The 12584-nt window shown below is 65.1% G+C and carries 11 protein-coding genes; 4 read left to right on the forward strand and 7 right to left on the reverse strand.

Annotated elements, in window-relative coordinates; genetic code table 11:
- The first annotated feature begins 55 nt into the window (after positions 1-55).
- Genes msuE through EZ304_RS01035 form a run of 3 tightly spaced genes read left to right on the forward strand, consistent with a single transcriptional unit; the run spans position 56 to position 2751 of the window.
- Positions 56-643 (forward strand): FMN reductase, encoded by a 588-nt coding sequence (msuE, locus tag EZ304_RS01025; RefSeq protein WP_099552176.1) that lies wholly within the window; start codon positions 56-58, stop codon positions 641-643.
- Between the two features lie 56 nt (positions 644-699).
- Positions 700-1677: a DUF1852 domain-containing protein gene (locus EZ304_RS01030; protein ID WP_099552175.1), complete on the forward strand. Its 978-nt coding sequence runs from the start codon at positions 700-702 to the stop codon at positions 1675-1677.
- Positions 1678-1716: 39 nt separating this feature from the next.
- The gene (locus EZ304_RS01035) at positions 1717-2751 is read left to right on the forward strand and encodes a methionine synthase (protein WP_142805982.1); all 1035 of its coding nucleotides are present in this window, start codon (positions 1717-1719) and stop codon (positions 2749-2751) included.
- A gap of 47 nt (positions 2752-2798) precedes the next feature.
- On the opposite strand, the gene EZ304_RS01040 is transcribed toward EZ304_RS01035, so the two are convergent.
- The 3 genes from EZ304_RS01040 to EZ304_RS01050 all read right to left on the reverse strand — a co-directional run bounded on the left by EZ304_RS01040 (position 2799) and on the right by EZ304_RS01050 (position 5305).
- On the reverse strand, positions 2799-3578 hold the full coding sequence (locus tag EZ304_RS01040) for a hypothetical protein (protein ID WP_142805983.1): 780 nt from the start codon (positions 3576-3578) through the stop codon (positions 2799-2801).
- Positions 3579-3599: 21 nt separating this feature from the next.
- Positions 3600-4628 (reverse strand): tetratricopeptide repeat protein, encoded by a 1029-nt coding sequence (locus EZ304_RS01045; protein WP_142805984.1) that lies wholly within the window; start codon positions 4626-4628, stop codon positions 3600-3602.
- Positions 4629-4795: 167 nt separating this feature from the next.
- Positions 4796-5305 (reverse strand): hypothetical protein, encoded by a 510-nt coding sequence (locus tag EZ304_RS01050; RefSeq protein ID WP_260678174.1) that lies wholly within the window; start codon positions 5303-5305, stop codon positions 4796-4798.
- A gap of 57 nt (positions 5306-5362) precedes the next feature.
- On the opposite strand from EZ304_RS01050, the gene EZ304_RS01055 reads away from it, so the two are divergent.
- Positions 5363-6175: an endonuclease gene (locus EZ304_RS01055; protein ID WP_142805985.1), complete on the forward strand. Its 813-nt coding sequence runs from the start codon at positions 5363-5365 to the stop codon at positions 6173-6175.
- An 87-nt stretch (positions 6176-6262) separates the two neighbouring features.
- Here the strand turns inward: EZ304_RS01055 and EZ304_RS01060 are convergent, their stop codons facing one another.
- The 4 genes from EZ304_RS01060 to EZ304_RS01075 form a co-directional block, all read right to left on the reverse strand.
- Positions 6263-8128, reverse strand: a complete 1866-nt coding sequence (locus EZ304_RS01060) for a PepSY-associated TM helix domain-containing protein (protein ID WP_260678175.1) — start codon at positions 8126-8128, stop codon at positions 6263-6265.
- Positions 8129-8198: 70 nt separating this feature from the next.
- Positions 8199-10655 carry a TonB-dependent siderophore receptor gene (locus tag EZ304_RS01065; RefSeq protein WP_260678176.1) on the reverse strand — a complete coding sequence of 819 codons (2457 nt, stop codon included), beginning with the start codon at positions 10653-10655 and terminating at the stop codon, positions 8199-8201.
- Between the two features lie 108 nt (positions 10656-10763).
- Complete coding sequence (locus EZ304_RS01070) at positions 10764-11801, reverse strand: FecR family protein (RefSeq protein ID WP_142805988.1); 1038 nt, start codon at positions 11799-11801, stop codon at positions 10764-10766.
- Positions 11798-12526, reverse strand: coding sequence for an RNA polymerase sigma factor (locus tag EZ304_RS01075; RefSeq protein ID WP_260678177.1), 729 nt, complete (start codon positions 12524-12526; stop codon positions 11798-11800). The genes EZ304_RS01070 and EZ304_RS01075 overlap by 4 nt, the downstream gene beginning before the upstream one ends.
- Positions 12527-12584 lie beyond the last annotated feature (58 nt).

Here is a 12584-nt window from a genome sequence, read left to right on the forward strand (position 1 = left end):
GATTGGTGAAGTAATACCATTTTACGTCATGGAAGGGCGTGGCTAGCATCGGGTCATGCTTTCACCTACCCGCCCCCTTCGAATCGTCGCCGTTTCCGGCGGATTGCAGCGCCCCTCGAGGGCCGCCACCCTGGCCGAGCATCTGCTGGGCCTGATCGGCGAGGACATCCATAGCGAGCAGCACCTGGTCGAGCTGGGCGAACTGGCCCCGCAGCTGGCGGGCGCGCTCTGGCGTTCGCAGCTGCCCGACATCGTGGAACGCCAGTTGGCTGCCGTCGAGCAGGCTGATGTGCTGGTGGTGAGCACGCCGGTCTATCGCGGGTCGTACACAGGGCTGTTCAAGCATTTCTTCGACTTCATCCACCAGGACGCACTGGTCGACACCCCCATCCTGCTGGCCGCCACCGGTGGCAGCGAGCGCCATTCGCTGGTGATCGACCATCAGCTGCGCCCGCTCTTCAGCTTCTTCCAGGCACGCACCCTGCCGTTGGGCGTCTACGCCACCGACCGCGATTTCGCCGACGGCTGCGTGCACAACGATGCCCTGATCGAGCGGGCACGGCTGGCGGTGCGGCGGGCCTTGCCGCTGCTGGCCCTGCCCCGCCATCGCGCTGCCGCCCTCGAGGCCGCCGCAGCATTCTGAATGCCGGATGCCTTCGCCCGCATCCGGATGTCACCCCGCAATACGGAACGCCGCCCATGACGACCGACACCTTCACCTTCAGCATCACGCGCATCCCCTTCAACGAGGACTACCAGCCCGCCGATGGCACGCGCATCACCACCAATTTCGCCAACCTGGCGCGTGGTGCATCCCGGCAGGAGAACCTGCGCAACACGATCAGCATGATCAACAACCGCTTCAATGATCTGGCGCACTGGGACAACCCGAGTGCGGATCGCTATGCGGTCGAGCTGGACATCATCTCGGTGGAGATGCACATCGACGGCGGCGATGGCAGCGATCCGTTCCCGCTGATCGAGGTGCTGCGCCCGACCATCGTCGACACCCGCACCGGTGCCCGTACCGAAGGCATCGTCGGCAACAATTTCTCGTCCTACGTACGCGACTACGATTTCAGCGTGGTGCTGCCGGCCAGCAACGAAGGCAAGGCCACCTTTGGCATTCCGGACGGCTTCGGCGACCTGCATGGCAAGCTGTTCAAGCATTTCCTGGAGTCTGATGCCTACCGTGCCAACTTCAGCAAGGGGCCGGTGATCTGCATCAGCGTATCCAGCAGCAAGACCTACCACCGCACCGAGAACCACCACCCGATCCTGGGCGTGGAGTATCGCCAGGGCGAGTTCTCTCCCACTGACCAGTACTTCGACAAGATGGGCCTGCAGGTGCGCTACTTCATGCCGCCGGGCAGCGTCGCACCGCTGGCGTTCTATTTCCAGGGCGACCTGCTGGGCGACTATTCGAACCTGGAACTGATCGGCACCATCAGCACGATGGAGGCCTTCCAGAAGATCTACCGCCCGGAGATCTACAACGCCAACTCCGTGGCCGGCAAGGTCTACCAGCCCAGCCTGAAGCACCAGGACTACTCCTCCACCCGCATCGTCTACGACCGCGAAGAGCGCAGCCAATTGGCGGTCAAACAGGGCAGGTTCACCGAAGAACACTTCATCAAGCCGTACCGCGCCGTGCTTGAGCAGTGGGCTGCCCGCTGATCCATCGATTCCCCATTCGCCCCCAGGAAACAAGACGCAATGTCGACGAAGAAACTGCTTCCCACCTCCACCGCAGGCAGCCTGCCCAAGCCATCCTGGCTGGCCGAGCCCGAGAAGCTCTGGTCACCCTGGAAGCTGCAGGACGACGGCCTGATTGAAGGCAAGCAGGATGCACTGCGCCTGTCCCTGCAGGAACAGCAGCACGCCGGCATCGATATCGTCAGCGACGGCGAACAGACCCGGCAGCATTTCGTTACCACCTTCATCGAGCACCTCAACGGTGTCGATTTCGAGAAGCGCGAAACGGTGCGCATCCGCAACCGCTACGATGCAAGCGTGCCGACCGTGGTTGGCGCGGTCAGCCGCCCGAAACCGGTGTTCGTGGAAGATGCGAAGTTCCTGCGCCGCCAGACCGCACAACCCATCAAGTGGGCCCTGCCCGGCCCGATGACCATGATCGACACGCTGTACGATGCGCACTACAAGAGCCGCGAGAAGCTGGCCTGGGAGTTCGCGAAGATCCTCAACGAAGAGGCAAAGGAGCTGGAGGCCGCCGGCGTGGACATCATCCAGTTCGACGAGCCCGCCTTCAATGTGTTCTTCGACGAAGTGAACGACTGGGGCGTGGCTGCGCTGGAGAGGGCCGTCGAAGGCCTGAAGTGCCAGACGGCCGTGCACATCTGCTACAGCTACGGCATCAAGGCCAACACCGACTGGAAGCAGACTCTGGGCTCGGAATGGCGCCAGTATGAAGAGTCGTTCCCCAAGCTGCAGACCTCCAGCATCGACATCATCTCGCTGGAATGCCAGAACTCGCATGTGCCGATCGACCTGATCGAACTGGTGCGCGGCAAAAAGGTGATGGTGGGCGCCATCGACGTGGCCTCCAATACAGTGGAGACGCCGGAAGACGTGGCCAACACGCTGCGCAAGGCGCTGCAGTTCGTGGATGCCGACAAGCTCTACCCGAGCACCAACTGCGGCATGGCACCGCTGGCGCGCGAAGTGGCGCGCGGCAAGCTGCGCGCGCTCAGCGCCGGGGCGAAGATCGTGCGTGAGGAGCTTTCGGCGTGATCATCGACGGGGGATTGCGCTGGCGTCCCCCAAACTGCATCCGGGGCTCACGCATCAGCCCCGCCCTGGATGGCGGCCGAGCGGCCTCTTTTCCGCGCCAGCCGCAGAAAGAAGTATGCGATCACGACCAGGCCGATCACCGAAGGCAGCATCTGTGACCAGGGCTGCCCAACGCGGACGACGTTGCCAGTCAATGCAGAAAGCATGGCGAATACGGAGGCTGTCATCTTGTAGGCATGCTCGAACTGCCAGAGCGAGTGATGCCAGCGCCGGGGAAAGACCCATTTGACGGCGTCATACACGAGGATCAACCACAGCGCCGCAACGGCGGAGTAGTCCACTGTCGTCAGGCGGCCCGGGCGATCCAGTACCTCGATAGAAAGGGGCAGCGCAATCGACACAGCTGCCAGCAGCGCGGCTGCGTCGACCAGCGACGGCCCGGCACCCTGCGCTCGTGCCACGCGCCAGCCCCCCAGCAGCTGGTAAGGCACGAGCAGGCTCAGGACGGCAAATGCGGGAATGAACCGGAAGAAGATCGTGCCGGCAGCGGCCGTCGCACAGACCACCAGGGTGAGCCAGATGAAGGCCGTTCCGAGGCGCTTGTGCGCGGTGGTGCCCTTCTCCCTGAACAGGATGAGGAAGCCTACAGCCAAGGCGATGGAGCCTGCTGTCACATGAATTGCGATATTTGCCAGATGCACTGCTTTCCCCCTGGAAAGTGCCGGACCTGAAGGAGGAGTGCGCCCCTTCTCCCGCTCACTTTCGTGCTGCTTCCAGGTCAGCTGCAAATGGGTTGCGACGAGAGGCGGCTTGGGGTGACGAAACATGCTCCAGCCGCCGTGGAACCATCATCGCCTGCGTGCACGGCGCTCCGGGCAGTCCTTCGGATCGAACAGTTCGAGGGCGCTCATTATCTGGAGATTGGTAAACGCCCCGTCATGTCCCTGTGCGACAGCCTTGCAGTACCAGTAGATCTGCTCATCCCTGTCCTTGGGCACGCCCTGCCCGCTGGCATACAGGTTCCCGAGTTCGAACTGGGCGGGCGCGTAGCCCGCCATTGCCGCCTTGCGGAACCAGGCGGCTGATTGGATATCGTCCTTCGGCACGCCGATACCATCGGCATACATGGTCGCGAGCACGGCCTGGACCTCGGCGTCGCCACTTTTGGCAGCTGCCATCAGTTCCTCAACCGAGTTGAACCTCGGCGGGGGTTCGATCTGGTCACACCACACCTGGCCCTCCTTGCCACTCGAGCACAGCTTCTGGCGAGCATCGCTGACCAGAATTCCCTTCAGATCCTGGACGGCCGCCTTGGTGTACCAGCGCATGGCCTCGGCCCGGTCTTTGGTGAGGCCCGCGCCGCCGCGCTCATACAGGCTGCCAAGGTTGTACTGCCCCGCGGAAGCTCCTCCTTCGGCCGACCTGCGGATCCAGAAGAGGCCCTGCGCATCATCCTTTGACACGCCCAATCCCTCCAGGTACATCATCCCCAGGTCGGACTGTGCAAGACCGTTGCCTTGCTCCGCCGCCTTGCGCACCCAGAACAGTGCTTGCGCGAGATCCTTGGGAACCCCGGTTCCATTCAGATACATCACGGCAAGGGAGGATTGGGCAGATGCATGGCCCTGCTCAGCAGCCTTGCGATACCACTCAACCGCCGTCACCGGGTTCCTGACCACACCGTTGCCTTGGTTGTAGCGATCTCCAAGATCATTCTCGGCATCTGCGCTGCCGGTCTCGGCTGCTGCCAGCACGCTCTTCAACGAGGCCGCTTCGTCATTGCCAAGCGCGTGGGCGCTGCAGGCGAAAACAAACAGGCCCGTGCACAGAACTGTGCGAACCCGGGCTCCAATCGAATCTTCCATGAACTTCTTCACTCTTCATCAATTCCAGAAAAATACCGCGTGCAAATCAAACTCAGGCTTTGCCGCTCACTATCGCCATGCGCGCTGCACCTTTCCGGGCTTCCGCAACGGAAAATATTCCTACGCGCGTGGTCACGGCATCCCCCGGAACCCCGAGCATCGAGGGTGGCGATCGATGCTCAGGGCGCGATTATAGGTGCTGGTACTGCCCTTCGCAGCGCCAGGACCTTCTTGATCCGTGCCACTTCCCCGGCTCCGGCCTCGGCCAACCGACGGGCCTGCTGCCGTTGCTGCCGCGACTGTACTGGTGACGATCTGCCCGCTTCGAGTGTGGCACCCACCACCCTCGCCACCGCATCGCGCAGCCGCAGCTGCGGGCAGAGTCGTGCAGCGCACCAGCGCTCGGCGTAGCGCTTGGCCTGCCGTGCATTCGCTGCTGCAACGATCTTTGCCTTGGGCACTCTGCGTGCTTCCAGGCACACCCGGAAGCCAAGCACTGCATGCGGCACGATGTTCGCTACGGAGCGCCCATTCCACCACAGGTCCCAACGTTCGCCGCTCTGCACCCAGCCGGAATGCTGGGGGACGGACATTGAATCTGCGATCTCAAGGCGGGAATCCATGGCCGGAAGAATACGATCGGCTGTCGCACGGATTGAGATTGCGATGGCAACGCGATCATCGACCATGAATCGTTCAAGAAGGCGCCGGCTGTCCGCTGCCTGGACGCGCTACCCTGTTGCCCGATGTCTTCCATGCGCAACGTCCTCCATCGCGATCTCGTGTCCAAGGCCGCATCGCTGCCCCGGTTGCCTGGGGTATACACCTTCCACGATGAGGCGGGAGCCGCGCTGTACATCGGCAAGAGCGTGGACATCCGGCGACGGGTGCTGGACCACCTTCGGGCGCCGGACGAACAACGGCTTGTCGGCAGGACCGACGGGTTTTCCTGCATCCGTACCGCCGGTGACATCGGGGCGCAGCTGCTGGAAGCGCGGCTGATCAAGCAGGCCAAGCCGCTGTTCAACAGGAAGCTTCGCCGCAACAAGCGACTGTGCACGATCGTGCTGGCGGCTGACGGGGTCCGCATCGAGGATGTCCACGGCGCCGATCCTGCTCAGGCCCATGGATTGTTCCCCGGCCGTCATGCCGCCATCGCCGCACTGCAGCGCCTGGCGGACGAGCACCAGCTCTGCTACGGGCGGCTGGGGATCGAATCGGTGCGCGCCGGGGCGCCCTGCTTCCGCCACCTGCTCAGGCGCTGCGCGGGCGTCTGCAACGGCAGCGAACCGGCTTTGGCACATGACGAACGCCTGCGAAGTGGCCTGGTGGGCTACCACCGGCGGGCATGGCCCTACGCAGGTGCGATTGGCATCGAAGAGCACTCGGCGGACATGCGGCAGATCCATGTGGTGCGTAACTGGACGTACCTGGGCTCGGCGCCGACGATCGCGGCAGCGCGAAGGCTCGATACGCCAGCAGTCGGTTTTGATCGTGACGGCTACAGCGTGCTTGCAAGGCCACTGGTCGGTGCGTCGGTGAAGGTCATCGCGCTCTAGTGGAATGCTGGCCGCGGGGCCACCCGAGCCCACGGGCGATGCGCCTTCGCACAGCCATACGAACAGAACTGCGTTCAACGTGACGGGTCACATTGAACCGGACCGCAGCAACGCTATGCACAACGCCATGAAGCCGCCACCAACGGCCAACGCCAGCCACGCCCTGCCCATGCTGCGGGCACTGAATACGCCCACGCCCACCGCCACCATCAGCACGAACCCCAGCAGCGAGCTGGCCAGCACGGAGACTGCCGGCGGCACATCGGTCAGCGCAGGCAAGCCCAATGCCAGCGCGGTGGCGGTTGCCGCGGTGAACGCGTAGCCGCCGGCCGAAGCGGCCAGCACGCGACCGGCCACCTGCCAGCGATAGCCGGCGCCCCGCCCTTCCACGGGCTTGGCGCTGCGTGGCGCCTCCTGCACCTGCGGCCAACGCCGCTGCAGCATCACCGCCATTCGTGCCAACACCAGGCCGAATGCCAGTGCGGTGAGCTCCACCCCGGCCTGCTGCCACGCACCCCGCTGCAGGTACATCACCAGATGCTGGCCGGTGGTGGCCAGATTCACCAGCGGCAGCGCCAGGCACAGCACCGCGGCCAGCCACAGCTGCTCGATCCATGCCTGGCGTGGCGGGCGCCACAAGGCATGCAGCAACGAGACCGCCCAGGCCAGCAGGAATATGCGTATCTCCCAACCGCTACGGTCAGTCATTGCCAACGGCAGCAGGCGATTGGCATGGAAGTAGACAATGCTGGCCAGCGCGATGCCGGCCAACGACACCACATTGAACGCTTCCATCCATCGGTAGATGCCCGCCGTAGGCGCACCGAACTCATGCTCGCTGCGCTTGCGCCGCTTGATGGAGAACAGCAGCGTACCGATCGCGATCATCGCCGTGCCCAGCAGGCCACTGATGAAGTACAGCCACTTCATCGGCCAACCGCCGAAATCCGCTTTGTGCAGTGCTTCGATGCTCTCGTGCACCTGCGCCGCACCCACGCCATGCGGGTGCGATGCGTGCTGTTGCAGCAGTGTGCCGCTGGCAGCATCGAACGTGATCCGACTGGCCTCGGTCAGCAGGCGCCTCTCCGCGCCTTCCACCGGTTTGCGACCCACCACTTCCACCACGCTGTGCACGGTGCCGGGCGTCTGGATGATGATCTGTGCCGGCGATTGCCCGCTGATGGCCTGCGCGCGCGCCAGCAATTGCGGCAGGTCCGGCAGTCGTGCAATGGAAACCAGGATGGCGGGCGGAACCGGCTGTGCGGGCGCCAGTTCGGCTTCATAGCGCGCGTACGCGCCATCTGCATCGCCATAGGTTGCATGCACGGGCCACGGCAGGTAGCTGCTGTAGAAGAATGCGAGCCCGGTGTAGCCGATCATGAACAGGAAAGGCAGAGTCAGCACAGCGCTCAGGTTGTGCGCATCCAGCCAGCTGCGCTGGCCCTTGCCGGGGCGGAAGGTGAAGAAGTCCTTGAAGATGCGCTTGTGCACCACTACGCCGGAGACCAGCGCCAGCAGCATGCAGGCCGTGATCCAGCCGACCAGCCAGTAGCCGGCCATGCCACCGTGCAGGGTGTAGTGGAAGGACATGAAATGGCGCCCGCCCTCGGTTTCCCGTAGGCGAGGTGGCGGTTGTGGCATGCCCGTGCTGGCATCCACCCAGCGTTCGTGCGCGATGCCGTCGCCCTCCTCCCATGACAGTTCCAGCGGCCACCCTTGCTGGGCAGGCCAACGGATCTGCCATGCCTGCGCATCGGCGGCGTGGGTGGCCAGCCATTGCTGCGCACGTGCCGCCTGCGCTCCCGCGTCCATCGCTGGCGAGGAGGCCGGCATGGGACCGGCCTCCATCCAGCGCGTGATCGGCTCACGGAACACGCTGAGCGTGCCGGTCAGGAAGATCGCGCACAGCAGCCAGCCACTGGCAAGGCCACACCAGGTATGCAGCCACGACATGCTTTGGCGGAAACCTGCCTTCATGCCGTTGCCGTGGCGGGCACGCTGTCGCCCTGCCGGTTGTGGAGGATCACAGCGAGCCGCGCAGCGTCAGCGTCACGTTGCGGGGTTCACCAAAGAAGTTGCCCCGGCGGATCTGGCTGAGCATGGCGTAGTAGCGCGTATCGAACAGGTTGGCCACGTTGAGGCCAACGCTCCAGCGCGGATTGATCCGATAGCCGGCACGCAGGTCCCACACGGCGCGCCCCGCCGCCCCCATACGCCAGTCCGGGTCGTCGTAGGCCGGATAGGAGTAGCTGCTCTGCGCCGACACGCCACCGCCCACGGAGAACGCATTCCACTTGCCGGGCAGCTGGTAGGACGTCGACAGGCGCAGCAGGTGGCGGGGCGTCTCGGCGCTGATGGTCGCGCCCTCATCGTCACGGCTGGTGACGTGGGTATAGCCGGCCATCAACTGCCAGCCCGGTGCCAGTTCGCCGCTGGCTTCCAGCTCAAAACCCTTGCTGCGCAGCTTGCCGCCATTGCGGTAGCAATCGGAAGACGCCAGCGAGCCCCGGCAACTGCCCGGGTCGGACTCGTCCACCACGGCGTTGCCGGTCTTGCGGATGGAAAACACCGCAGCGGAAAGATTCAGGCGCCCATCGTTCAATTCGCCCTTCACGCCCAGCTCGTAATTGGCGCCGATGGCCGGGTCCAGCACCGAGCCGGAGGAAGTGACATACGAGCTCTGCGGCTGGAAGGTATCGGCGTAGCTGGCGTAGACCGACCATTGCGGCCCCAGGTCGTAGACAAGCCCGGCGTACGGAGTGAATTCGTGCTTCTGTTCGTAGTCACGGCTCCTGGCACCGCTGAAGCCATCGCTGGACTGGTACTTCACCCAGCTCAGCCGGCCGCCCAGCGTGAGGTGCAGGGGCTCCGCCAGCTGCAGGCGCAGGTTGCTGTACACGCCGCTCTGCTGTGCGCGGGCGTTCTCCGCCCAGTCCCAGGCTGGCTGGAGGGGCTGCGCAATGGCGCTGTGGTCCGGTGCGTAGACATCGATCGGCACGTCGATGGCCAGGTCCGCCGAGCTTTGCCGCGTACGCTGGCGCGACCACATCGCGCCCAGCAATACCTCGTGGCTGCGACCAAAGGCTTCGAAACTGCCGGTGGTGTGCAGGTCGATGCCATCGCTGCGCACGCGCGAGCGGTTGAAATAGATGTCGTAGAAGCGCGAACCGACGCCGGTGGCGCGGTCCACCCCGCCGAGCGGAACCGCAACGCGCTGGTCCAGGTCGGACTCGGTGCGGTTCACCGACAGGCGCGCCTTCCAGCGCTCGTTGAAGCGGTGCTCCGCCTCTGCGAAGGCTTCGTCGACGGTGCCTTCCTGCCGGTTCCAGTCCTGGATGAGCGAGGTGGAACGCTTGATGTCCAGTGCGCCGCCGTCGGTGTAGCGCGGCAGGCCGAACAGCCAGTAGCCGTCAGTGTCACTCTGCTGATGGCGCAGGCCGAAGGTCAGCGTTGTGTCCGCGCCCAGGTCGGCGTCGATCACACCATAGGCGACCGGTGCCTTCGAGGAGGTGCCCTGCTGGAAGTATCCACGGTCCTGGTAGGCCGCAACCAGTCGGCCGCGCACACTGCCGGCGGCATTGAGCGGGCCGCCGCCATCGACCTCGAGGCGATAGTTGTCCCACGAGCCCACGGTTGCTGCCAGATCGAGATGGGCCTGGTCGCGCGGGCGCTTGCGCACCATGTTGATCGCCCCGCTGGGGTCGGCTGCGCCCAGCATCATGCCGCCGGCACCGCGCAGCACTTCAACCCGCTCCAGTACGGCGGTGTCGATGGGCAGCCAACCCACGGGGGCATAGACGATGCCGGCCACGCCATCGACCAGATAATTGCTGTCGTCCACGGTGAAGCTGCGGATCGAGAACTTGTGGTTGCCGAAGTTGCGGGCGGTCTTGGTCACGCCCGTGGTCTGCGCCAGCGCTTCGTCCAATGTGGTGAGGTTGCGGTCGTCCAGTTGCTGGCGGGTAATCACGCTGACCGATTGCGGGGTCTGGCGGATGCTCTGCCCCAGCTTGCCCAGACTCAGCTCACGTGCCGTGTAGGAGCCGTCGCTTGGTGCATTGGCGGTCACGTTCACCGTCTGCAGGGTGGTCTGGGTGTCTTTGCTGCGCGCAGGTGCTGCTGCTTCCTGCGCCAGCGTAAACACGCCCGGACGGGTGGCGTTGACACGCACCCCACTACCCTCCAGCAGACGCGCCAGTGCCTCCTGCGGCGTGTAGCTGCCGGTCAAGGCCGGGGCGCGACGGCCCGCCACCGCTGATTCGCTGAACAGCACCTGCTGCCGGGACTGCTCGGAGAAGCTGCGCAGTGCGGCATCCAGCGATTGAGCCGGAATGTTGAACTGCATGCGCGCGGCCGGCTGGGCCTGTGCGATGGCCGGTGCCGCCAGTGCGCTGGAAATGCACAGTGCCAGCAGCGGCAGCCGCTTGGCGTGTACCCCCGTAGAGAACGCGCGGGCAACAAGTGCGCGCTTGATCTTCATGTACCCCATTACCGCTCCATCATGCTTGGCCACCACTGGCCTCACTGGGGTAAACGGAAAATGGCGGTGGAGTGGGAACCCGCGCCGGAAGAATTTTTCCTCGGGGCGTCAGCGGGTCACAGGCCGTTCGTCGATGCGATAGCCGCCCTGGGCATTGCGGGTCACCTGCACAGGCAACAGATCCGGCAACGCCTCCAGGAAAATGGCCGGGGCATCGGTGGCTGCGTACCCGGAGACGGGCAGGAACTTCAGCCCGGGCTGGCCCAGCGTGACGGGATGGCCCAGATACTGCCCGACTTCCTGCACCACTTCGTCCAGCGGGGTACGCCGGAACACCAGGCGCCCGTTGCGCCAGCCGCCGATGCTCTCTGCGTTTGCCGCAATGGGGCGATAGGCGGCTGTAAACGTGGCAACGGCCAGGCCCTGTTCGGCGTGCAGGCTGAGCGGCGCGGTGCCCTCGGCCCGATCCGGCTGTACCCGCACGTGCCCATGCAGCACCTTGACCACGACTTCGCCGGGCGCATTGCGCACGTTGAAGGCCGTGCCAATCACTGTCACCCGGCTGCGCTGCGCATCCACGGTGAAGGGCCGGTCGGCCGCCGGGGCGACCTCGAAGAACGCCTCGCCCTGGCTGAGCACGACTTCACGACGGGATCGATAGAAGTGCACGGCCAGCGAGCTGCGTGCATTGAGCGAAATCCGCGAGCCATCCGGCAGTTGCAGGTCACGGATCTCGCCCGCGCCAGTGGCCACGTCCTGCACATAGCTGGGCGCGGTGTACCAACCGTAGCCGACGTAACCCAGGGCCAGCATCGCCACGGCCGCAGCCGCCGCAACGCGTGGCAGGCGCCGCGACCGCCCACGCCACGCCCTGCCGTCCCGTCGCGGAGCTGCAAATGCCGTTGGTGCGAGCGCCGCAGGCCCGTCCGAGGCCAGCATGGGGCGCGGCAGCTGGCCCAGGTCGTGCCAGGTTCTGGCCACCTCGGCGAATGCCTGCTGGTGCGCTTCGCTCTCGGCCAGCCACCGCTGCAGGGCCGCCTCATCTTCCGGCTGCCAGTCCGCATCCTGCTGGCGCACCAGCCACGCAGCAGCCGCCTCATGCAGGGCAAACGGATCGAAACCTGCGGCAGGAGGAGTGTCGTTCATCGGCAGGAGAGATCAGCATCAGAGGCAGGCACTGCATCGCCCGCCCCGGTTGGCCGATGCAGTGCCTGCATCTGCGCCAGGGATGCATGGCGTACCCGCACTTCGCAGTAGGCAACCGCACGCGACAGATGCTTGACCACCATGCGCCGGGAGATCTGCATGCGGGCAGCCACGTCTTCCTGGGTCAAGCCATCAAAGCGGCTGAGCACGAAGGCCTCGCGCTGACGCTCGGGCAGTTCGGAAAGCGCTTCCGCCAGGCGCTGCAGGCGCTGCCGTTGTGCAGTGACCTGCAACGGGCACTGTGATTCATCGCCGGCCATCACGTGGCCGGCTTCCTCAGCGTCTGCCAGAGGCATGACCTGAAGGCGGCGGCCGGCATGATGTTCGCGGTATTCGTCGGCCACGGTGTTCATCACCGTCCGCCGGAGATAGGCGCCCTGCTTGTCACAGGAATCGAGCGCCGGATGGGCCGCGATCCACTTCACCGCACCGTCGTGCAGCGCGTCCTCGCTGTCGACGACGCTGCCTCTGAAGCGGGTAAGGCTGCGCAGTATCGGTCGCCGCCAACGCTCATAGGCCTTGGCCAGGATGCCGCCAGTGGCGGTGCTGCCGGCATCCGGGCGAGCTGCCGCAACCGATGATGCGTCGGGCCCCTCCATATCCTCCGCCGTGTCGCGACCTAGCGCAGGCACGGTATCCCCGTTGCAGGGATCTGCGATCGGCACAGGAGGGGCGTGAACGTCACTGGGGTAGCCGGATGAACTGCCGACGTGGGCGGCAGGC

Source organism: Stenotrophomonas maltophilia (genome assembly GCF_006974125.1).
Taxonomy (GTDB): Bacteria; Pseudomonadota; Gammaproteobacteria; order Xanthomonadales; family Xanthomonadaceae; genus Stenotrophomonas; species Stenotrophomonas maltophilia_O.